Origin of the sequence: Streptomyces sp. Je 1-4 4N24 (assembly GCF_026239515.1) — a bacterium.
Classification (GTDB): Bacteria; Actinomycetota; Actinomycetes; order Streptomycetales; family Streptomycetaceae; genus Streptomyces; species Streptomyces nigrescens.
In genome coordinates this window covers 5,415,017-5,436,678 of sequence record NZ_CP110836.1, presented here as the reverse complement: position 1 = coordinate 5,436,678, position 21,662 = coordinate 5,415,017, and the positions used below count along the sequence as shown (strand labels likewise).

Here is a 21,662-nt window from a genome sequence, read left to right as displayed (position 1 = left end):
AGGGCTGTCACTCGTTCGCCGCGCGCGGGCGGTCCTCGTCCTCGTACTGGTCGAAGAGCGGGGTGCGGCCGCGGGCGCGGCGGCCGGCGTGGGTGGGGCGGTCCTGAGAGGGCATGTCGGGCTGGGCGTGGTCGGGGGCGGCACTGGAGCGGGCGGAGCTCCAGGCGTCGTCGGCGTCCAGGTCGACATGGCTGGTGGCGCGCGGGGCGACCGGGGCGGTGACGTAGGTGGGCAGGGGGACCGGGACCGGCTCCCAGCTGCCGGCGGCGGGGCTCGGACGCTCGCGCTCGCGCTGCTGGTCGACCCACTCGGCGTGGTCGGTCTCCTCGACCAGGGCGCGGCGGCCCGCGGTGTGGGCGGGGGTCGCGGGGCGGGGCGGTTCCGGGGCGGCCTCGGCCGGGGCGTCAGCGCGGGCGTCGGCCGGGTGCTCGTCGGCGGGCGGCTGGTCGGCCGCCTGCTGAGGGCGGCGCCTGCCCTCCCGCAGTCGCTGGGCCGCCGCCTCCGCCTTGCGCCGGTCCATGGTGAAGGTGAAGCGCCGCCGCTCCTGGGCGCGCAGGTAAATGATGTACGCGGTCAGGAGGAGGGCGGGGAGCGCGGGGGCCCAGAGGAAGGGGATACCGCCGACCGCGGCGACGATGGCGCCGACGGTGAAGGTGAGGAACAGGATGGTGATGGTGCGCCGGCGGCGGGCGAGAACCTTGGCGCGCTTGGTCCGCTCGGCGGCGGAGGGGCGCGGAGGGGTGGCCTGCACCCGGGTGTGGACGGCCTCGGCTGGGTCCGCCGGAGCGGGATCGCCAAAGTCCCGGGCGGCGGCCTCGTCGGCCGGAGCGTCCGGGTCCGCTTCGTCGCCCGCATCGTCGGCGGGGTACTCCCCGTGCCGCTTGTCGTAGCGGCGCTGCATGGCCGCGCGTCCGGACAGCAGCCGGATGGCGGTGCTGAAGCGCTCGGTCGGACGGGCCTCGTTGAGCTCGTCCTGCCTACGGAGCCACATCGGCACCAGATAGGCGGCCCAGGCCCCGACGATGACTGCGTAGATGAGGCCGCTGCTTCTCACAACTCACACGGTAGAGGGGTTTGCAGGGGGCCATCCGCCAATTGAGCCGGTGTGTCGCACGATCTGGCTGATATCTCGAACTTTTTTGTGATCGTAGAGATCAGCACCTCAGCCAATCCGGTCAATCAAGGAATGGATTCGAACATTTATTTTATTTGTGGGGTGCGCCCGGTGTGCGGGGTCTCCCTCGCCGCCAGCGGTTGATCAGGCCTTCGGGCACCTCTTCCGCGGTGAGGGCGTAAACGGCGTGGTCGCGCCAGGCGCCGTCGATGTGAAGGTAGCGCGGGCGGATGCCTTCTTCGCGGAAACCGAGCTTTTCGACCACCCGGCGGCTGGGGGTGTTCTCCGGGCGAATGCAGATCTCGATGCGGTGCAGGCCCACGGACCGGAAGCAGTGGTCGACGGCGAGCGCCACGGCCGTCGGAATGACACCGCGGCCGGCGACTTCCTGGTCGACCCAGTAACCGACATGGCCGGAGCACATGGAGCCCCAGGTGATGCCCGCGACCGTCAGCTGGCCGACGAGCCGGCCACGGTATTCGACGACGAACGGCAGCATCCGGCCGGCGTGCGCCTCGGCGCGGAGATGGCGGACCATCTGACGGTACGTGGGACGGTGCGGCGGGGCGAGGCCGGGCGGGGGCGGCGGGATGGTCGCTTCCCAGGGCCGCAGCCAGTCGCGGTTACGGCGGTTGACGTCGCGCCAGGCCCGTTGGTCGCGCACCCTTATCGGGCGGAGGGTGACATCACCGTCCGTCAGGATCACCGGCCAGGGCGCGTTCAGCTCGGGCTCCCGGAAGGTCTGGGGTGGTCGCCGCCCCGGATCTGGTCGACGGCGTGCGGCAGCAGGTCTGCGAGGACGGCGAGGCCGTCGCGGACACCGCCGGTGGAGCCGGGGAGGTTGACGATCAGGGTCGTACCCGCGACGCCCGCCAGGCCGCGGGAGAGCGCGGCGGTGGGGACCTTCGTCCGGCCGGCGGCGCGGATCGCCTCGGGGATGCCGGGGACCTCGTAGTCCAGGACCCGGCGGGTGGCCTCGGGGGTGCGGTCGGTGGGCGAGAGGCCCGTACCGCCGGTGGTGAGGATGACCGCGTAGCGGGCGGAGGAGACGGCGCCGCGGAGGGCGGCCTCCACCGGCTCGCCGTCGGGCACCACCTGCGGGCCGTCGACCTCGAAGCCCATGGCCGCCAGGCCCTCGGCGAGCAGCGGGCCGCCCTTGTCGGCGTAAACGCCGGCCGCGGCGCGGTGGGAGGCGGTGACGACCAGGGCGCGGGCGGGTGTCATGACCGGCTCCAGTCGCCGGACTTTCCGCCGGTCTTCTCCTCCACACGGATGTCGGAGATCACCGCGGCCTTGTCGACGGCCTTGACCATGTCGACGACGGTGAGGGCCGCGACGGACACGGCGGTGAGCGCCTCCATCTCGACGCCGGTGCGGTCGGTGGTTTTGACCGTGGCCGTGATCTCGACGGCGTCGTCGGTGAGGGAGAGGTCCACCGTCACGCCGGAGACGGCCAGCGGGTGGCAGAGCGGGATCAGCTCGGGGGTGCGCTTGGCGCCCATGATGCCGGCGATCCGGGCGGTGGCCAGGGCATCGCCCTTGGGCATGCCCTCGCCCCGCAGCAGCTCGATGACCTGCGATGACACCAGGACGCGGCCGCGGGCGCGAGCGGTGCGGGCGGTGACGTCCTTCTCGGAGACGTCGACCATCCGCGCCGCGCCCGCCGCGTCGAGATGGGTGAGGTGTTGCTGGCCGCTGCTCATCGTTCTCCCGGTACCAAACTGCCGCCTGTGGGACGACACCGTACCCCCGGCGGCAGCGGGCTATCCGAGCAGGACGACGTCCACCTCCGCGCCCGCGGGGACCTCGGTGGTGTCCTCGGGGACGATGATCAGCGCGTTGGCGTGCGCCATGGCTTTGATCAGGTGGGAGCCGGCGCCGCCCACGGGGGTGACCGTGCCGGCCTCGGCGTCGTAGGAGCCGCGCAGGAACTGGCGCTTCCCCTTGGGCGAGGAGGCCACGGCCTCGGTGCACCGGGCGGGAGTGGTGGGGCGGTGGACCTCGGGCAGCCCCATGAGGGCGCGGATGGCCGGGCGGACGAACAGCTCGAAGGAGACATATGAGCTGACGGGGTTGCCGGGCAGGGCGAGGAGCGGGATGCGGTCGGGGCCGATGAGGCCGAAGCCCTGGGGCTTGCCGGGCTGCATGGCGAGCCTGCGGAACTCGACCGTGCCCTCCTCGGCGGACAGCGCGGCCAGGGTTTCCTTGACGACGTCGTACGCGCCGACGCTGACGCCGCCGCTGGTGACGAGGATGTCGGCCCGGATGAGCTGGTCCTCCAGGGTGGAGCGGAGGGTCTCGGCGTCGTCGGCGACGGCGCCGACGCGGTAGGCGATGGCTCCGGCGTCGCGGGCGGCGGCGGTGAGCTGGAAGCTGTTGGAGTCGTGGATCTGGCCGGGCCCCAACGCCTCGCCGGGCTGGACCAGTTCGCTGCCGGTCGACAGCACCACGACGCGGGGGCGGGGGTGGACCCGGACCGTGCCGCGGCCGATGGCGGCGAGCAGGCCGATCTGGGAGGGGCCGAGGACCGTGCCCGCCCGCAGGGCCGGCTCGCCTTCGGTGACATCGCTGCCGCGGGCGCGGATATGGGCGCCGGCGGCGGCCGGGCGGTGGACGCGGACCTCGCCGCCGGCGTCCTGCGGGGCGGCGCTGTGGGCGCGCATCGTGGCGGCCGGTCCCTGGCCCGTGCCGCCGTCGGTCCACTCGACGGGGACGACGGCGTCGGCGCCGGGCGGCACCGGGGCACCGGTCATGATGCGGACGGCCTGGCCGGGCCCGATCCCGGGCAGCTCGCCGCTGCCCGCCGCGACATCGCCGATGACGGTGAGAGCGACCGGGGCGCTCTCCGTGGCGTCCGCGACATCGGCGGCCCGGACCGCGTAGCCGTCCATGGAGCTGTTGTCGAAGGGCGGCAGGGCGACGGGGACCGTGATGTCCTCGACCAGGACGCAGCCCTGGGCGTCGAGGAGTTGCAGCTCGATCGGGTCCAGCGGGCCGATCTTCGACAGGACGTCGTCGAGATGCTCGGCCACCGACCAGACGCGGTCCTGGTGGCGGGTCTGGTCGGTGGTGCCGTTCAACGTCTTACATCTCCTCGGTGACGTAACTGCGAAGCCAGGTCCGGAAGTCCGGGCCCAGGTCCTCACGTTCGCATGCCAGTCGGACAATGGCACGCAGATAGTCGCCGCGGTCGCCGGTGTCATAGCGGCGGCCCTTGAAGACCACGCCGTGCACCGGGCCGCCGAGGGCGGGGTCGGCGGCCAGCGCCTGGAGGGCGTCGGTGAGCTGGATCTCGCCGCCGCGGCCCGGGGCGGTCTTGCGCAGCACCTCGAAGACGGCCGGGTCGAGGACGTAGCGGCCGATGATGGCGAGGTTGCTGGGGGCGTCGGCCGGGTCGGGCTTCTCGACCAGGTCGGTGACGGCCACGACGTCGTCGTCGCCGGTCGGGGCGGCCGCCGCGCAGCCGTAGAGGTGGATCTGCGCCGGGTCGACCTCCATGAGGGCGATGACGGAGCCGCCGTACTGCTCCTGTATCTCGACCATGCGCTGCAGCAGCGGGTCGCGGGGGTCGATCAGGTCGTCGCCGAGGAGGACCGCGAAGGGCTGGTCGCCCACGTGGGGTGCGGCACACAGCACCGCGTGGCCCAGGCCCTTGGGGTCGCCCTGGCGTACGTAGTGCATGGTCGCCAGGTCGCTGGACTCCTGCACCTTGGCGAGCCGGGACTCGTCGCCCTTGCGGTGCAGCGCCTCTTCGAGTTCGTAGTTACGGTCGAAGTGGTCCTCGAGGGGGCGCTTGTTGCGGCCGGTCACCATCAGGACGTCGGAGAGCCCGGCGGCGGCCGCCTCCTCCACCACGTACTGGATGGCGGGCTTGTCGACTACCGGGAGCATCTCCTTGGGTGTGGCCTTGGTGGCGGGGAGAAACCTGGTGCCGAGGCCGGCTGCGGGGATGACAGCCTTGCTGATCCGTGTGTGCGATGCGGTCATGCGCGACACCATAACCGGCCCTATCGGAACGATGATGAGGGACCGGTGAATAGAGCATGAGAGCGGGAGCAAGGGCGCACAGTGAGCATTGAGCACGATAGAAAGCGCAGGTTGCGGCGGGATCTCCTGGAGGTGAGGAGAGCGTTGCCGCCGGATGTCGTCGCGGCGACGGGCGAGGCGCTGGCCCGACGTGCCCTGGAGCTGGACGAGTTGGTGTGGCCGGTCGCGCCGCGGCCCGAGGCGCTGCCCACCGTCGCGGCCTATGTCTCGATGGGCGGCGAGCCCTCCACCCGGGCCCTGCTCGACCTGCTGCGGGCGGCCGGGGTGCAGGTGCTGCTGCCCGTACTGCTGGCGGACAACGATCTGGACTGGGCGCTCTACGAGGGCGCGGAGGGGCTCGTACGGGCGGGCCGCGGGCTGCTGGAGCCGGACGGGCAGCGGCTGGGCCCGGAGGCCGTCACGGAGGCGGACGTGGTGCTGCTGCCGGGGCTCGCGGTGGACCGCAGCGGGCTGCGGCTGGGGCGCGGCGGCGGCTCCTACGACCGGGTGCTGTCGCGGCTGGAGCGGGCCGGTGCGCGGGCGTCGCTGGTGGTGCTGCTGTACGACGCGGAGGTGCTGGCGGAGGTGCCGGGCGAGGCACACGACCGGCATGTGCATGCCGCGGTGACCCCGTCGGGGGTGCACCGGTTCACGGAGCCGGGGGAACGTCCGCAGGACTGAGGCGGGCCGTGGACGGGCGGGCGGCCGGGCGGAGCCGGAAAGCCGTCGGGCGGACCGGATTCCTCCGGCCCGCCCGACGGCTCAGCAGTCACCAGGCGGCGGCGTGCGCGCCGCCCGCCCCTACGGCGACAGCGTCAGGGTGTCCTTGCCCGCCTTCTTGACGGCCTGCTCGCTGTACGCCCAGGGCAGCAGGTCGCCCTTGGCCCACTTGTCGGTCTGGTCGTAGTAGTGCGCGTCGTAGGCGTGCCCGGAGGCGCCGGTGAGGTTGATCCAGCGGGACTTGTCGAGGTCGGCGAGGTTGACGACCATCCGCATCGACGGGACCCAGGTGACCTTGTAGCCGCCGGCGGCGTTCCAGCCGGTGGCGTCGACCGCGGCCTCGCCGCCGCCGACGTTCCAGGGGCCGCGGTTGAACAGGCCCTGGAGCATGCCGGGCCCGTCGGTGCCCAGGGTCTGGTTCTTCAGGAACATCTGGTGCAGCCGTCCCCAGCTCCAGTTGTCGATGTTCTTGCCCAGCTTGGAGGTGAGCTCGAAGCGCGCGTCCTTCATGGCGTGTGCCAGAAGCTGGTCGCGGTTCTTGTCACCGGGGCGGTTGGGCCGGTCCTCGGTCTTCCACCAGTCGTTGTCCTGGTCGTCGAGGATGGTGCGGACGACCTCGTACCAGCGGTCGCCGCCGTCGGGCTGGGCGGAGTCACCGGCCCGCTCGCCGCATTCGCGGATGTACTTGTCGTTCTCGTCGGCGGGGCCGGTCTCGTCCGCCGGGCGGACGGTGAGGCACTGCCCGTCGGGGCGGACTTCCTTGGGCATCTTGTTGCCGAAGGCGAGCTTGAGGGTGTTGCGCCAGACGGCGTTGAAGTAGGCGGCCGCGGCGGAGTCGGGCTCCTGGGTGAAGTCCCAGCCCTCCAGCAGCTGCTGGGCGTCGCGGACGTACTTGTCCTTGATGTCGATCTTCGTCAGGTAGGGCGTCAGCAGCCGTGCGATCTCGCTGCTGTTGTCCTTCTGGAAGGTCTGCATGTCGTCGGTGGAGACCTTGCTGCCGTCCTTGATCTTCGACTCGATCAGGTCGTTGATCCGCTGGCTGCGGGAGCCGTAGCCCCAGTCCTTGGTGAGGAGGTAGGGGTACTTCTCGTCGGCGACGGCCTGGTTGGCGGTGACGATGTAGCCGCGCTTGGGGTTGTACTCGTACGGCAGGGCCTTCTGCGGGATGTAGCCGGTCCACTGGTACTTCGGGTTCCAGCCGGGCGCCGGGTAGGTGCCGTCGAACTGGCCGTCGCCCTTGCCGCGGACCGGGATCCGGCCCGGGGCCTGGTAGCCGATGTTGCCCTTGGTGTCGGCGTAGATCAGGTTCTGGGACGGGACCTCGAAGTGCGCGGCGGCCTTGCGGAAGCCGTTCCAGTCCTTGGCGCGGTTGAGTTCGAAGACGGCGTCCATGGACTTGCCGGGGTCCAGCGCGGTCCAGCGCAGCGATACGGCGTAGCCGTCACCGCGGTCCGGGGCGGCGTTGCCGACCGGGGCGTCCTTGCCGACATCGGCCAGTTCGTTGTCGCGGTCGGAGACGAGCGGCCCGTTCCTGGTGGACCGGACGGTGATCTCGTGGCTGTCGCCGCCGGCGACCTTGATGGTCTCCTTGCGGGTTATGAAGGGCCGCTGCTTGTTGTCGTAGAAGTACCCGTCGGCGTTGACCTTCTCCAGGTACAGGTCGGTGACGTCCGCGCCGAGGTTGGTCATGCCCCAGGAGATGTCCTGGTTGTGGCCGATGACGACGCCGGGCATCCCGGAGAAGGTGAACCCGGAGGCGTCGTAGTTGCACTTGGGGCTCGTGGTGCGGCAGTGCAGGCCCATCTGGTACCAGAGCGAGGGCATCTGCGGTGCCAGGTGCGGGTCGTTGGCGAGCAGCGGCTTGCCGGTGGTGGTGTGGGCGCCGGAGACGACCCAGGAGTTGGAGCCGATGCCGTTGCCGTTGGGGCCGAGCAGCGCGGGGACCTTGTCCAGCGTCTTGGACAGCGAGGACAGCTGCGACTGCACTGCCGCGGTGGCCCCGCCGGGGCCGGCCGGGGCGGCGTTCGCCGAACCGCTGGGCTTGAACTCCTTGGAGGCGGGGTCGACCGCACCGCCCTCGACGATCGGCTTGTTCCGCTTGTACGGGTATGCCGGGTAGAGCTGGGCGATCTGCGCGGGGGTGAAGCGGCTGGTCATCAGGGAGCGGTCGATCTCCTCCTGCATGTTGCCGCGCAGGTCCCAGGCCATCGCCTTGAGCCAGGCCACCGAGTCGACCGGCGTCCACTTCTCGGGCTTGTAGTCGTTCTCGAAGTCCAGCGCCGCGTACTCCAGGGACAGCGCCGAGCCCTCGTGGTCCTTGAGGTAGGCGTTGACTCCCGCGGAGTAGGACTGGAGGTACTTCTTGGTGCTGGGCGACAGCTTGGTGTCGTACTCCTTCTGCGCCACCTCGCGCCAGCCCAGAGTGCGCAGGAACGAGTCGGTCTTGACCTCGCTCTTGCCGAACATCTCCGAGAGCCGGCCGGCGGTCATGTGCCGCCGTACGTCCATCTCCCAGAAGCGGTCCTGGGCCTGGACGTATCCCTGGGCGCGGAAGAGGTCTTCGTCGGTGTCGGCGTAGATCTGCGGAATGCCGTGGGCGTCGCGGGTGACGTCCACCGGGTTGGTCAGACCCGGGAGTTTGAGCGAGCCCGTGGTCTGCGGGAACGACGCACGGACGGTACTGACACCCCAGAACGCGCCGAAGCCGATGCCCGCCACGAGCAGCAGCACGACCGTGATCGCGACGAGACGGCCGCGCCGCCCCTTCTTTTTCCTGGGGACTGGGCCGGACTTGTTGGCGGGCATCTCTGTCCTTCGAGGGGCAGGGTGGGAGTGCTGGAGCAACCATAGGCGCACGGGTTCGGCGACCCCTACGCGGAGTCACCACCGGCACATCCAACCTTCAAGTAATGGTAAATTGTTAGTCTCAGTAACTAGATACGGTAAGGAAAGCCCGCCCCGGAACCCGTGCGAGGAAGGATCAGCTCCTGACTGTCGACCATCTCAACGAACTCCTGCTGATCTGCTCGCTCGTACTGCTCATTGCGGTCGCCGCGGTACGGCTTTCCTCGCGCAGCGGGCTCCCCAGCCTGCTCATCTACCTGGGGATAGGCGTCGCGATAGGACAGGACGGGCCGGGCGGCGTCATCTTCGACAACGCCGAGCTGACCCAACTCCTCGGCTATGCCGCGCTGGTCGTGATCCTCGCCGAGGGCGGCCTGGGCACCAAGTGGAAAGAGATCAAACCGGCGCTGCCCCGGGCGGCAGCGCTCTCGACGGTCGGCGTCGCGGTGAGCGTGGGGGTCACCGCGGCCGGAGCGCACTATCTGGCCGGACTCGACTGGCGCCAGGCGCTGCTGATCGGTGCCGTGGTGTCCTCCACGGACGCCGCGGCCGTCTTCTCCGTGCTGCGCAGTGTGCCGCTGCCGGCTCGCCTGACCGGCGTACTGGAAGCCGAATCCGGCTTCAACGACGCCCCGGTGGTCATCCTCGTCGTCGCGTTCTCCACGTCGGGACCGGTCGAGCACTGGTACACCCTGCTCGGCGAGATCACGCTGGAGCTGGCGATCGGCGCCGCCATCGGACTGGCCATCGGCTGGCTCGGCGCGTACGGCATGCGGCATGTGGCGCTGCCCGCGTCCGGTCTGTACCCGATCGCCGTCATGGCCATCGCGGTCTCCGCCTACGCGGCCGGCGCCCTGGCGCACGGCTCCGGCTTCCTCGCCGTCTACCTGGCCGCGGTCATCCTGGGGAACGCCAAACTGCCGCACGCGCCGGCCACCCGCGGCTTCGCCGAGGGCCTCGGCTGGCTCGGCCAGATCGGCATGTTCGTCCTGCTGGGCCTGCTGGTGACCCCGCACCGCCTGATCGACGACATCGTCCCGGCGCTGGTGATCGGCATGATCCTGACGCTGGTGGCCCGGCCGACGTCCGTGTTCGTGGCGCTGCTGCCGTTCCGGGTGCCGTGGCGGGAGAAGACCCTGCTGTCGTGGGCCGGGCTGCGCGGCGCGGTACCGATTGTGCTGGCGACCATCCCGATGGTGGGCGATGTGCCCGGCAGCGAACGGGTCTTCAACATCGTCTTCGTCCTGGTCGTGGTCTACACCCTCGTCCAGGGGCCGACGCTGCCCTGGCTGGCCAAGCGGCTGCGGCTGGGCGAGGACGAGGAGGCCGCCGACCTGGGCATCGAGTCGGCGCCCCTGGAGCGGCTGCGCGGCCATCTGCTGTCCATGTCCGTCGGCCCGACGTCCCGTATGCACGGTGTCGAGGTCGGCGAGCTGCGGATGCCCGCGGGCGCCGCGGTCACCCTCGTCGTACGGGACGGCTCCAGCTTCGTGCCCTCGCCCTCCACGGTGCTGCGGCGCGGCGACGAGCTGCTGGTGGTCGCCACCGACCCGGTGCGCGACGCGGCGGAGAAGCGGCTGCAGGCGGTCTCCCGGGGCGGCAAGCTGGCCGGCTGGCTGGGCACCGGTGGCCCTGCCGCGGGGCGCGGCCACCGCCACCACTGACGTCCCACCGCACCCCCGGGCACGGAAATGTGCTGCATCTCTCCACGGATCCCAAGGAATTCCGCGTGAAGCCCTGACCAATCCCAGGGCTTCACGCGCCGCGGCCTGTAGTATGAAGAGGCACATCGACGAACCAACTCTGCCTGATGCAGAGCTGGCGCGACCGCTCGGCGGCCGCGGTCCCCTGCCCCACGCAGAGCCACCTTCCCCGGTGCGGACCACGCGGTATCACTCGGTCCTGCGCGAGAGGACAGCTCTCGGCGCGTACCCGTGACGACCTCGCGGGTGGCGCTACCAGGCGGCAGAAAGGCCCGGCCGTGGCATCCGCGGTCAAGGACTCCCGTTCCGGATACGGACCACTGCTCCGCACCCCTGGTGCTTGGACATTCCTGCTGCCCGGCTTTCTGGCCCGGCAGCCTTTCGCCATGCTGACGATCGGCATCGTGCTGCTCGTCGAATCCACCACCGGCTCGTACGGCACCGCGGGCGCGGTGTCCGCCGCGACCGGTGTCTCGATGGCCCTGTTCGCCCCGCAGAGCGGCAAACTCGCCGACCGCTTCGGCCAGCGCGCGGTGCTGATCCCCGGCGTCCTGGTACATGTCGCCGGTGTCGCTGCGCTGATCACCCTGGCCCTCGCGCACGCCCCCCTGTGGGCGCTGTTCGCTGTGGCGGTCCCCACGGGCGCCTCGACGCCGCAGGTCGGCCCGATGGTGCGGGCCCGCTGGGCCGCCCGGCTCGGCGGCAGTCCGCTGATGCCGACGGCCGCCGCCTTCGAGTCGGTGACCGACGAGTTCACCTTCGTGGTCGGCCCGGTGCTGGCGACCGCGCTGTGCACCGGCATCCACCCGGCGGCCGGGCTGGTCGCCGAGGCCGCGCTGACGCTGGCCGGTGGGCTGCTGTTCGCCGCGCAGCGGCGCAGCCAGCCGGCCGTGCACCGGACGCAGGCCGGCGACCGGCCGCGCGTCTCGGCGCTGTCGGTGCCCGGCGTACGCGTCCTGATCGTGGCGTTCCTCGGCATCGGCGCCGTCTTCGGCGGTATGCAGGTCTCGCTGACGGCGTTCACCCAGCACATCGGGCAGCCCGGCATCAACGGCGTGCTCTACGGGATCTTCGCGGGCGGCAACATGCTCGCCGGTATCGCCTGCGGCGCCCTCGCCTGGAAGGTCGGCCCGCGGCGCCGGCTGCTCGTCGCCTACGGGCTGCTGGCGCTGGCCACCACCCCGCTGTGGGCGGTCACCGCGGTGCCGCTGCTGGGCGCCGTCGGCCTGGTCGTCGGCCTGTGCATCGCCCCGGCCCTGATCACCGGCTACACGCTGGTGGAGTCGCTGGTGCCGGCCGCCGCCCGTACCGAGGCGTTCACCTGGCTGACCGGTGCGGTCGCGCTGGGCCAGGCGGCCGCGGCCACCTCCGCCGGCCAGCTGGCGGACGGCTTCGGGCCGAGCACCGGATTCCTGGTGCCGCTGGCCGGTACGGCGCTGGCCCTGACGGTGCTGCTGACGCTCCGCGCCCACCTGCTGCCGCGCCCCTCGGCCGGGGCCGCCGACGCCCCGGCGCACGGCGCCGACGACCGGGTCCCGGCCGTTTCCGACGACCGGGAACGGGAGCTGGCGCGCGCCTGACCGAGCGTGGAGTCGGTCACCGTCCGCCGGTCACGGTGGACTGGCGGGCGGGAATACTGCAATATGGAGCGTCGTTAGCACTCATCGAGTGAGAGTGCCAGGAGGAAGACTAGTGCCGACCTACCAGTACCAGTGCACCGAGTGCGGCGAGGGCCTCGAGGCGGTGCAGAAGTTCACCGACGACGCGCTCACGGAGTGCCCCGCCTGCAACGGACGCCTCAAGAAGGTGTTCTCCGCGGTCGGCATCGTCTTCAAGGGCTCCGGCTTCTACCGCAACGACAGCCGCGGCTCGTCGTCCAGCAGCAGCCCCGCGAAGAGCTCCTCGTCGGGCACGACGTCCTCCTCGGACTCGGCGGGCTCCTCGTCCGGCAGCTCCGACAGCAAGTCCTCCACCCCGGCCGCCTCCTCGTCCGCCGGCAGCACCTCGGGCACCAGCTCCGCCGCCTGACCCGCACTTCTCCGGACCCCGCCGTCACCGACGGCGGGGTCCGCGGCGTCAGGGCCTCCTTCGGGTCTTACGGCCGCCTTCCGTCTCCGCCAACCGCCTTCCCCCACCGCCGCGCCCCGATAGTGTGACCGGCATGGCTGACGCGGAGATTGGCGTTATCGGCGGATCGGGGTTCTACTCCTTCCTCGACGACGTGACCGAGATCACAGTGGACACCCCGTACGGGCGCCCGAGCGACTCGCTGTTCGTGGGAGAGGTCGCCGGCCGCCAGGTCGCGTTCCTGCCCCGGCACGGCCGCGGCCACCATCTCCCGCCGCACCGCATCAACTACCGCGCCAACCTGTGGGCACTGCGCTCGCTCGGTGTACGCCAGGTCCTCGGCCCGTGCGCGGTCGGCGGACTGCGCCCCGAATACGGTCCCGGCACCCTCCTGGTCCCCGACCAGCTCGTCGACCGCACCAAGGCCCGCGCCCAGACCTACTTCGACGGCGAGCCCCTCCCCGACGGGAGCGTCCCCAACGTCGTCCATCTGGCCTTCGCCGACCCGTACTGCCCCACCGGGCGCCGGGCCGCCCTTTCGGCGGCCCGCGGCCGGGACTGGGAGCCGGTCGACGGCGGCACCCTCGTCGTCGTCGAGGGCCCGCGCTTCTCGACCCGCGCCGAATCGCGCTGGCATGCCGCACAGGGCTGGTCGGTGGTCGGCATGACCGGCCACCCCGAGGCCGTCCTGGCTCGCGAACTGAGCCTCTGCTACACCTCGTTGACCCTGGTCACCGACCTGGACGCGGGCACCGAGACCGGTGAGGGCGTCTCCCACGAGGAGGTCTTCCGGGTCTTCGCCGAGAACGTCGGCCGGCTGCGCGAGGTCCTCTTCGACGCGGTCGCCGGACTCCCCGACAACGCCGCCCGCGACTGCCTGTGCACCGGCGTCCACGCCGGCTGGGACCTGGGCATCGAGCTGCCGTAACCCCCCGACGACGCGCTCGGCCCTCCCTCTCCCGGGTGGCCGGGTTGTCCACAGAGGCGGGGTCGTCCACAGCCCGGAGCGGGCGGGCGGGGTCGTGCGGCACGGTGGTGATCCGCGGTTCACCCGACCTCACCACCCCACAGGCGGTACCACCATGCTCCGCACCTCTCCCGCGCCCCCTGCCCCTACCGGCCCTACCGGCCCCGACCCTCTCTCCCCGCCACTCCCCGCTCCCCCGCCGTGTGAAGTGCCGCACTTCACGCCGGTACGGGCCGACGGCGGGCGGCACCGGTGGGGACGGACCGCGCGACAGCGCTTACTGGCCGCGGGCCTGGCGATGACCGCCGCAGCACTGGCCGGCGGGGCGTCGTACGGTGCCGTACGAGACACTCCCGCCCCCGGCTGCCCGTCGGCAACGGCACCGGGAGGGCGGTGACCATGCTCCAAGATCAAGTGGCATCTGCTCCCACCCCACGCGAGACTGCTGCGAATGGCGGGGCACCCGCCGCGCGCCAATGGGGGCGCGCCCACCGCACCGGTACCGCGGTATCCGTCCACGGCGTCCGCACACTGGGGCCACTCCGCCGGAACCCCCGGTTCCGCGCAGCCGCACCGGCCGCTCGACGCTTCGTGTCACACGACTGGACACCCCGGCCCTGCCCTGCCGTAAGTTGCGGTGCTGATTGTTGGTGCACCGTTCGTAGTGAGCATGGAAAGAGGCTGTCAGGTGAGCGAGAGCAAGGGCGTCCTTCAGGGATTCAGGGAATTCCTGATGCGCGGCAACGTCATCGAACTCGCGGTCGCGGTCGTCGTAGGTGCGGCCTTCACCAACATCGTGAACGCGGTGGTGAAGGGCATCATCAACCCCATCGTGGGCGCGCTCGGTTCGCAGAACCTCGATCACTACCAGTCCTGTCTGACCGCCACCTGCGCCAAGGATCCAAAGACGGGCGCCTTCACCGACGGGATCTACATCCTCTGGGGCTCGGTGCTCAGCGCCGCCCTGACGTTCCTGATCACCGCCGCGGTCGTCTACTTCCTCATGATCCTTCCGATCAACAAGTGGAAGGAACGCCAGGCGGCCCGGCAGACGGCCGAGGCGGGCCCTGCGGACCCCACCGAGATCGAGCTGCTCACCGAGATCCGCGATGCGCTGCTCGCCCAGCGCACCGGCTCACCGTCCGTGCCCTCCCCCGCCTCGGGCACCATCGGCACGCAGAAGACCCACGAGTAGCAGGCGCCCACGGCCGGCAGATGCCGCCCCCTCGCCTCGCTCAGAGGTGGTGGGGCGGCTTTTCGTCGAGGAAGCGGGCGAGGTCGGCGGCGCTGTCTCCACCGGCCGGGCGGTCGCCCCAGCCACGGTCGGTGTCGTCCGAGGACTGCTGGTTCAGCGGGTCATCGAAGATCAGCTTCGCCGCGGGCCTGGCCGCCGCCGGCCGCTCAGCGGGCGAGGACGCGGGGGCCTGCTCGGCATCGGAGGCGTCCCGCTGCTCGGCGGTCGGCTCAGCTTCGGGTTCGGGGGTGGTGCTCACCCCTCCAGAGTACGGGCGGGCCGGGACCGCCCACCGACCGGCGGCCCACAGCACCCTCTCGGGACGGCTCGGCATGAGCGAGGCCCACACCGCCCCTGCCGGGGGCGGGGGCCGGAACGGGGTCCGTCGGTCACGGGTGGTGGAGCGCCTGGGCGCGGGCCAGGTCGAGAGGCCCGTCCTCAGGGATCTCCAGGAAGTGCTCCACCTGCCACGCCTGTGCGGTGCGGGCCTGCCGATTGGTGGTCTCCACCCACGGCGGGTAGATACGGAAAGCCCGCTTTCCGCCGGAGCCGTTCCTGGAAACGATGCCCCGTTCGCAGAGCACCTCGCGCGAAAAGATGAAGTGCCCGAAGCGGTGGCCCTCGCGGGTGCTGATGACGAAGAGATCCACCGGATCCCCGGAGTCGAACGGCTGGATCGGCCCGCCGGTGCTCCGCTTCCACACCGTGACGAACTGGCCGACCTTCGTCGGGGTGGTCTTGGCAACCCGAAACCTGACGGAGGAGCCGTCGAGAGTGAATTCATGTGCCGCGTACTCAGCGCTCTCCGCTTCGCGCACCGGCCAGGAGCAGGTGAACCCACAGGGGTCGTAAACCAACGTCTTCGCCGCGAGGAGCTCAGCATGCAGGGAATCCCCATCCACCCAGCTCTCGGAAACTGCGGGCCGGCACTCCGAGGATTCTTCGGGCTTTGTCTCCATTCCTCCATCGTGTCATTGCCGACCGTCGGACATTTCGGCGGGATATCGACGGCCAGGGCGGGCGGGGGTGCGCGGCCAAGGCCGCCCGGTCGGATGCGGCGGGCGGAGGTGCGCGGCCAAGCGTGCCCGCGGTCGGATGCGGCGGGCGGGGGCGCACGGCCAAGGCCGCCCGGTCGGATGCGGCGGGCGGCGCGTCGTTCTCAGGCGCCGGCGGTCAGGGCCAGCTCGCCGACGACCTGGTCGCCGCTCATCTCCCCGGTCGGGCGGAACCCGAGCCCAAGGTAGAAGCGCTCGGGCCCGTGCTCACCCGGAACCCAGCTCACCGTCACACGACGCTGCCCGCGCCGTCGGACCTCCGCGCACACGGACTCCACAGCGAACCGGCCGTACCCACGGCCCTGGTGTCCGGCGGCGATGTTGAGTCGCCAGATCCCGGAGCGCAGCCTGTCCTCCGGGTTGTCCGGGTCGAAACGAACCAGGAAGAACCCCATGACGAAGCCCACGAGTTGCTCACCGTCGAAGATCAACCGAGGCCAGGCGACCTCGGGTTGCGCATACGCCTCGGCCAGTGACCGCACCACCGGCGCCACCAGCCGCTCCTGGTCGGGTCGCACCTTCAGTCGGCATGCGACCTCGACGTTGTCCGGTGTGACCTTCTCCAGGCGCAGCATTGACGTCATAGCGGGAAGGTACCGGCCGGGTGCCGAGAGCACGACGCAATAAAGGACGCGCGAAACGTCGTCCGCCGGGCCCCGACCACCGCCGTCATGAGCTGGGGAGATAGCCACCCCTGTGAAGCGACGTGAGCCGGGTGGGGCTGCGAACGCCCCCTCCGCTAGCGGCCCTTGTCGTGGGTGGGGATGAGGTGCGGCCGGTGGCCTTCGAAGGGCCGGGTCGGCGGGCCCTGTGAGGCGCGGCTGCGCCTGAGGGGCCGGTTGCGGTCGCTGCCGGGCAGGGGGTGGCGGGGGTGCGCGTACTCATGACGAGCCATGGGTCAGCAGCCTTTCCGCTCGGGGGTGGTGGGGGTGGTGGGGAGGGTGGGGGCGGGGGGAGCGAAGTTCTGCAGTGTGGGGGTGCGGGTGCCCAGGGCGCGGGCGACGGTCGGGAGGCGTACGGCCGCCGAGGCCCCCGGTGTCGCGCGGGGCGTGGGTGGGGGCGGCCGGAGCGGCGCCACGGTTGCCCCCGAAGCCGCGGCCCAAGGTGGGCGGGGCGTCTGGTGGCTGTGGCACGTGCTCCACGCTAGGCGCGGATGAGGCGAATGGCCCGTTTGGTGACCTGAGTGGGTGAGGGCTGTGCCTCGTCGGTGGGTGAGGGCTGTGCCCCGGTGGGGGAGGCTGTGCCGCCGATGGGCGAGGGCTGTGCCGCCGATGGATGAGGCCGCGGTCTCGTCAGTGGGTGCGGGCCGCGCCTCTCAGGGGGTGGGGAGGCTGTTCTCTGGAAGGGCTGGCTTTCCGGAGATGGCTGGTCCTCTGGAGGCGCCACGCTCGCCTGCCCTGCGCTCCCCCCCCAGGGCCACTCTCCCTCAAGCGCGCTCCCCGCAGGGCCACGCTCCCTCGCGGCGCGCTCCCCGCAGGGCCGCCCTCCCTCGCGGCGTGCTCCCCTCGCAGGGCCGCGATCATGTGGCCACGCACTCCTCCGAGAGCGGCGCTCCCCCGTCCCCGGAGTGACCCGTCGAGGTGCCGCGCCCTTGAATCGGTGCGCCCACAGGCCGCGCCCTCGAAGAGAGCCCTAGAAGGGCCTCGCTGATACGCCACGCTCCCTTGAGGACGGGCTCCCCCGGAGTAATCCGCTGAGGGACCGCGCTCCCTTGAAGGAGGAGGCTCGCTCTCCCGGGCCTGGGGCGTCGCCGCGTAGGCCGGGCCTGCTGGAAGGAGGGAGGCAGCGGTTGTTCGGGGCAGTCGTGACGTCAGTGGGTGGCGGCCGGCACGCCCAGGGCCTCGTGCCACCACAGGTCGCGCCCCGGCTTCCAGGAGACCGGTCGCGAGCACCGGTTCACCACCAGGACGGTGCGGTCCACGGCTCCCCCCGAAGCCGCGCCCCGCGCCAGTGCATGGTCGAGCAGGGGCTTCACCGGTCGTACGGCCCCGTCCCAGAACGCCGCATCGGCCGTGATCAGTACCCGGGCCGAGGACTCACGGGTCCGCGCGACCAGTTCGGGCACCGTCAGCGAGACCGGCAGCGTGGTGCGTATCGCATCCAGCCGTCCGCAGGCGAGGGTGGCGATCACCGACTCGGGCACCAGCGGCAGATGCACCGCGACCCGGTCTCCGGCCCGTACTCCGAGCCGGCGGAGTACGGTGGCGGCGCGCTCGGCCTGGTCGAGGAGCATGCCGTGCGTCAGCTCCTCCTGGCGTCCGGGCTCCCCACTCCAGGTGAGGGCGATCCGCGACGCCTCCGGCTCTTGTACTTCCCGGGCGTCATCTGCATGCTCTGAAGTCACACGGCGCAACATGCGGTTCAGCATGGAGATCACCGATCAACGATCGCTGAACGTCCGTTGTACGGGGCCGGCGCCGCCCCTTCCCGCACCCACGCGGCAGCAGATCGCTCCGGGGCCTTTCGGTCACCGCATCGCCCGCCCCGGCTCATCGCTCCGGGCCTCCCGGCCGTGCGGGCAAGCCGCTCCCTGGTTCCTGCCCCCTTCCGGTGCACTCCATCCCCCTCTCCCCCTCCTTTTCCCGTTTTCCTCCGCAGGCGCGAGAGGCGGACCCGTGAGAGGCGGCCCGATGCCCGTCATGCCGAAACCCGAACCGCACCCCCACCTGGGCCCGCAGGCCCGTTGGGCGCTCGCCGCCGTTGCCACCGGCGCGTTCTGCGTCCAACTGGACTCCTTCGCACTGAACCTGGCGCTGCCCGTCGTCCGCGACGCGCTGCACGGTTCTGCGACGGTCACCCCCTGGGTCGTCAGCGGCTATCTTCTCGCCGCGGGGTCCCTGATGCCCGTCGCCGGCCGTCTGAGCGATCTCTACGGGCGGCGCCGGATGCTGACGGCCGGGCTGGCGCTCTTCGGTGTCACTGCCGTCCTGTGCGCGCTTGCGCCGTCGCTGCCGCTGCTGGTGACGGCGCGGGTTCTGCAGGGCGCGGGCGGCGCGTTGATCATGCCTGCCGGGCTGGCCCTGCTCACCCATGCCTGTCCTCCGGGGCGCGGGCGCCGGGCGATGGGCCGTGCGCTGGGGCTGGCCGGACTGGCCACCGTCTGTGGCCCGTTCCTCGGTGGTGTGCTCGCCCGGTCCGTGTCCTGGCGGGCCGTCTTCTGGCTGACGGTGCCGCTCGCCCTGGCCGCCGGGCTGTGTGCCCGCCGGGCGGCGGAGTCCCGCGATCCGGACGCCGGACAGTCCCTCGACCACGTCGGTGCGATCGCCGCGACGGGCGTGGCGGCCTGTCTGGCCCGCTGGCTGGAGCACGCGGACTGGGGATGGGCGGCCGGCGCGGCGCTGTTCGGCGCGCTGTTCGTGCGGGCCGAGCGGCGCTCGTCCGCCCCGCTGGTGGACCTGGCCCTGTTCCGTAACCGCCCGTATGTGGCGCTGACCGTGGCCGGTGCGGTCGCCAACTCCGCGACCGTGGCGCTGTTGTACGTGGTCCCGTGGACACTTCAGCAGGCCGAGGGGTGGTCGGTGCTGGAGGCGGGAGTGGTCTTTGTTGCCCCGGCGGGCGCACTGGCCGTCGGGGGTCCGCTGGCCGGACGGGTGCGTCCGGGGGCGGCGGTGCCGGTGATGGCGCTCTGTCTCGCGTCCGGCGCAGTCGCGCTGGCGGCCACTACACGCGGTACGGGCACGCCCGCCCTGCTGATGGCCGCGACGGCTGCCGCGGCCGCGCTCGGGGTGGCCGGCGGGCTGGCCCTCACCGGCACGCAGGCGGTGGTGCGCCGCGAGCGGGCGGGCGAGGCGTCCGGGGTGACCAAGGCCGTGATGACGGCCACGGCGGGGGTCGGGCTCGCCCTCACCGCCGCCGGGACGGGTGGTGGGGCCCGCCCGTCCTTGGTGCTCCCCGCCGCCGTCTGCCTGGCTACCGCCGCGGCGCTCGTGATCGCTCGCGTACTTGGGGTTCGTCTCGTGGTTGGGCTCGCTCCCGTACTCGGGCGCGTCCTTGTACGCGCGCTCGTCTCCGTGCGCGCGCCCCTTCTCGTACGCGCACTCCTCCCCGTAGGCCGCCGGGTGACCGGCACCGGCACCGAAAGGGCCAACGCGGAGCGGACCGACGTCGAACGGACCGACGCGGAGCGGCCCGACATCCAACGGACCGACGCGGAGCGGGCCAGCGCCAAGCCGCCCGGCACCGATCAGCCCGATGCCGAACGGACCGACCGATGCCGAACGGACCGCCGTGAGTGAGGCGTTCGCGCGTGAACGGGCCCGCCGCCGGCCCCCGTGCCCCTACTACACGCCCGCCCCCGCCGCCGCCTCATACCCCCCAATCACATCGCAGACCTCTCCAAAACCGCGTGCCTCCAGCAGCGCTGCCGCTATTACCGAGCGGTTGCCGCTGCGGCAGTACAGGACCACCGGGCGGGCCGGGTCCAGTTCGGCGATGCGGTGCAGCAGGCCCGCGAGGGGGATGTTGCGGGCGCCGGGGAGGGCGCCCGCCTCGTACTCGGCCGGGTTACGGACGTCGATCAGCTGGACGTCGGCCGATGTGACCTCGGCCGGTCCGCCCGTGCCCAACTGCGGCTCGCACAGTGCCAGTTCCTCATGGCGGATGCGTCGGCTGCCGCGGCTGAGTGCGGGCGTGCGGTCCAGTACGGCGGTCGGGTCGGGCAGATGGCCGAGGACGTGGTCGTAGCCGATGCGGGCGAGGCGGAGGCGGGCCTCCTGTTCCGTGCCGGGGTCGGCGAGCAGCACGATCGGGGTGTCCGGGGCGACCACGCTGCCGGCGTACTCCGCGAACCGGGTGTCCAGGCTCGTATGGAGCGAGCCGGTCAGATGCGCGCGGGTGTAGGCGGCCAGCGGGCGGCAGTCGAGGAGAACGGCGCCCTGCCGGTCGCGGGCCGCGAGGGCCTCGTCCAGGGTGAGGGCGGGCGGCGGGCCCGGCTCCAGGAGGGGGTGGCCGTCGCGGTTGAGGGCCGCGTCGTGGGCGAAGTAGCCGGGGGTGGTGGGCTGCCCCGCGGTGACCAGGCGGATGAAGTCGGCCTCCGGCATGGGCTGGAGGGCGTAGTTGAACCGGCGCTGGTCGCCGATGGTGGAGCTGGTCTCGCTGGAGAGGTTGCGTCCGCAGGCGGAGCCGGCGCCGTGTGCGGGAAAGACCCGGGTCGCGTCCGGGAGGGTCAGGAGTTTGGTGTGCAGGGAGCGGTGCAGACGGGCGGCCATGCCCTGTGGTGTGTGCCCGGCGGCGGAGAGCAGGTCGGGGCGGCCGACATCACCGACGAAGAGGGTGTCGCCGGTGAGCACTCCGAACGGTACGTCGTCGTCGGGGTGTTCGCGCAGTACCAGGCAGATGGATTCGAGGGTGTGGCCGGGGGTGGCGAGAACGGTGAGGGTGACCCCCTGGCCGTCGTGCGCTCCGAGCGAGATGTGTTCGCCGTCCCGTAACCGCCGTATGGGGAAGCCGGTTTCGGCGGCCTCACCGAAGGCGATGGTGGCGCCGGTGGCCCGCGCGAGTTCGAGGTGGCCGGAGAGGAAGTCGGCGTGAATGTGCGTCTCGATGACGAGTTCGATCCGCAGGCCGGCGGCTTCCGCGTCGTGCAGGTAGTCGTCGATGTCGCGGCGCGGGTCGACGAGGACGGCGCGTCCGGTGGCCGTGTCGCCGATCAGGTACGACGCCTGGGAGAGGCAGTCGAGGTAGTACTGCGCGAAGTGCACGGTCGGCCTCCAGGGGTGCGCGGGGCCCGTGCGCGGCGGCCGGGGCCCGTTCGGGCAGGGTGCGTTGTGCGGATGCACGGATGTACGTACATTAGGTAGCCGGATGGCGGGCGACAAGCCGGGGAGGCCGGGACGGCCCGTCACCCTGTATAGAGCCGCTGCTATTTGATTCGGCATCAACTGATCGCACACAGTCATTGCGTGCGCATCGCTTGGTTCCGCATCCATGGCTC

At 71.8% G+C, this 21,662-nt stretch carries 21 protein-coding genes; 7 read left to right on the top strand and 14 right to left on the bottom strand.

Going from position 1 to position 21,662, the window contains the following annotated elements:
• Positions 1-7 precede the first annotated feature (7 nt).
• The 6 genes from SLV14N_RS23905 to galU all read right to left on the bottom strand — a co-directional run bounded on the left by SLV14N_RS23905 (position 8) and on the right by galU (position 5,101).
• Entirely contained in the window at positions 8-1,054 is a 1,047-nt protein-coding gene (locus SLV14N_RS23905; RefSeq protein WP_263270985.1) for a hypothetical protein, read from the bottom strand.
• 151 nt (positions 1,055-1,205) lie between these two features.
• Positions 1,206-1,820, bottom strand: a complete 615-nt coding sequence (locus SLV14N_RS23900) for a GNAT family N-acetyltransferase (protein WP_263270984.1) — start codon at positions 1,818-1,820, stop codon at positions 1,206-1,208.
• 14 nt (positions 1,821-1,834) lie between these two features.
• On the bottom strand, positions 1,835-2,338 hold the full coding sequence (locus tag SLV14N_RS23895; RefSeq protein WP_263270982.1) for a molybdenum cofactor biosynthesis protein B: 504 nt from the start codon (positions 2,336-2,338) through the stop codon (positions 1,835-1,837).
• Complete coding sequence (gene moaC, locus SLV14N_RS23890; protein WP_262041249.1) at positions 2,335-2,817, bottom strand: cyclic pyranopterin monophosphate synthase MoaC; 483 nt, start codon at positions 2,815-2,817, stop codon at positions 2,335-2,337. The genes SLV14N_RS23895 and moaC overlap by 4 nt, the downstream gene beginning before the upstream one ends.
• 60 nt (positions 2,818-2,877) lie before the next feature.
• Positions 2,878-4,194, bottom strand: coding sequence for a gephyrin-like molybdotransferase Glp (glp, locus tag SLV14N_RS23885; RefSeq protein ID WP_208683452.1), 1,317 nt, complete (start codon positions 4,192-4,194; stop codon positions 2,878-2,880).
• 4 nt (positions 4,195-4,198) lie between these two features.
• On the bottom strand, positions 4,199-5,101 hold the full coding sequence (gene galU / locus SLV14N_RS23880) for a UTP--glucose-1-phosphate uridylyltransferase GalU (protein WP_208683451.1): 903 nt from the start codon (positions 5,099-5,101) through the stop codon (positions 4,199-4,201).
• Between the two features lie 144 nt (positions 5,102-5,245).
• Between galU and SLV14N_RS23875 the strand changes: the two genes are divergently transcribed.
• Positions 5,246-5,821 carry a 5-formyltetrahydrofolate cyclo-ligase gene (locus SLV14N_RS23875; RefSeq protein WP_259670780.1) on the top strand — a complete coding sequence of 192 codons (576 nt, stop codon included), beginning with the start codon at positions 5,246-5,248 and terminating at the stop codon, positions 5,819-5,821.
• Positions 5,822-5,941: 120 nt separating this feature from the next.
• Here the strand turns inward: SLV14N_RS23875 and SLV14N_RS23870 are convergent, their stop codons facing one another.
• Positions 5,942-8,665 (bottom strand): penicillin acylase family protein, encoded by a 2,724-nt coding sequence (locus tag SLV14N_RS23870; protein WP_263270981.1) that lies wholly within the window; start codon positions 8,663-8,665, stop codon positions 5,942-5,944.
• Positions 8,666-8,847: 182 nt separating this feature from the next.
• On the opposite strand from SLV14N_RS23870, the gene SLV14N_RS23865 reads away from it, so the two are divergent.
• The 5 genes from SLV14N_RS23865 (at position 8,848) to mscL (ending at position 14,636) form a co-directional block, all read left to right on the top strand.
• Positions 8,848-10,368 (top strand): potassium/proton antiporter, encoded by a 1,521-nt coding sequence (locus SLV14N_RS23865; RefSeq protein ID WP_263273248.1) that lies wholly within the window; start codon positions 8,848-8,850, stop codon positions 10,366-10,368.
• A 317-nt stretch (positions 10,369-10,685) separates the two neighbouring features.
• Positions 10,686-11,987 carry an MFS transporter gene (locus SLV14N_RS23860; protein ID WP_263270980.1) on the top strand — a complete coding sequence of 434 codons (1,302 nt, stop codon included), beginning with the start codon at positions 10,686-10,688 and terminating at the stop codon, positions 11,985-11,987.
• 112 nt (positions 11,988-12,099) lie between these two features.
• Positions 12,100-12,435: an FmdB family zinc ribbon protein gene (locus tag SLV14N_RS23855; RefSeq protein ID WP_208683445.1), complete on the top strand. Its 336-nt coding sequence runs from the start codon at positions 12,100-12,102 to the stop codon at positions 12,433-12,435.
• 133 nt (positions 12,436-12,568) lie between these two features.
• Entirely contained in the window at positions 12,569-13,402 is an 834-nt protein-coding gene (locus SLV14N_RS23850; protein ID WP_208683443.1) for an S-methyl-5'-thioadenosine phosphorylase, read from the top strand.
• A 727-nt stretch (positions 13,403-14,129) separates the two neighbouring features.
• Entirely contained in the window at positions 14,130-14,636 is a 507-nt protein-coding gene (gene mscL / locus SLV14N_RS23845) for a large conductance mechanosensitive channel protein MscL (protein WP_208683441.1), read from the top strand.
• Positions 14,637-14,676: 40 nt separating this feature from the next.
• Here mscL and SLV14N_RS23840 read toward each other — a convergent pair whose 3' ends face one another.
• The 6 genes from SLV14N_RS23840 to SLV14N_RS23815 form a co-directional block, all read right to left on the bottom strand.
• On the bottom strand, positions 14,677-14,934 hold the full coding sequence (locus SLV14N_RS23840; RefSeq protein WP_263270979.1) for a hypothetical protein: 258 nt from the start codon (positions 14,932-14,934) through the stop codon (positions 14,677-14,679).
• A 130-nt stretch (positions 14,935-15,064) separates the two neighbouring features.
• Complete coding sequence (locus tag SLV14N_RS23835) at positions 15,065-15,634, bottom strand: MepB family protein (RefSeq protein WP_263270978.1); 570 nt, start codon at positions 15,632-15,634, stop codon at positions 15,065-15,067.
• 200 nt (positions 15,635-15,834) lie between these two features.
• Entirely contained in the window at positions 15,835-16,314 is a 480-nt protein-coding gene (locus SLV14N_RS23830; RefSeq protein WP_208683437.1) for a GNAT family N-acetyltransferase, read from the bottom strand.
• Positions 16,315-16,469: 155 nt separating this feature from the next.
• Positions 16,470-16,625, bottom strand: a complete 156-nt coding sequence (locus SLV14N_RS23825; protein ID WP_208683435.1) for a hypothetical protein — start codon at positions 16,623-16,625, stop codon at positions 16,470-16,472.
• 3 nt (positions 16,626-16,628) lie between these two features.
• Entirely contained in the window at positions 16,629-16,808 is a 180-nt protein-coding gene (locus SLV14N_RS23820; protein WP_263270977.1) for a hypothetical protein, read from the bottom strand.
• Between the two features lie 732 nt (positions 16,809-17,540).
• Positions 17,541-18,074, bottom strand: a complete 534-nt coding sequence (locus SLV14N_RS23815; protein ID WP_259670485.1) for an AMP-binding protein — start codon at positions 18,072-18,074, stop codon at positions 17,541-17,543.
• Between the two features lie 295 nt (positions 18,075-18,369).
• Between SLV14N_RS23815 and SLV14N_RS23810 the strand changes: the two genes are divergently transcribed.
• Positions 18,370-19,965 carry an MFS transporter gene (locus SLV14N_RS23810; RefSeq protein WP_263270976.1) on the top strand — a complete coding sequence of 532 codons (1,596 nt, stop codon included), beginning with the start codon at positions 18,370-18,372 and terminating at the stop codon, positions 19,963-19,965.
• A gap of 45 nt (positions 19,966-20,010) precedes the next feature.
• Here the strand turns inward: SLV14N_RS23810 and SLV14N_RS23805 are convergent, their stop codons facing one another.
• Entirely contained in the window at positions 20,011-21,429 is a 1,419-nt protein-coding gene (locus tag SLV14N_RS23805) for an MBL fold metallo-hydrolase (RefSeq protein ID WP_263270975.1), read from the bottom strand.
• Between the last annotated feature and the right edge of the window lie 233 nt (positions 21,430-21,662).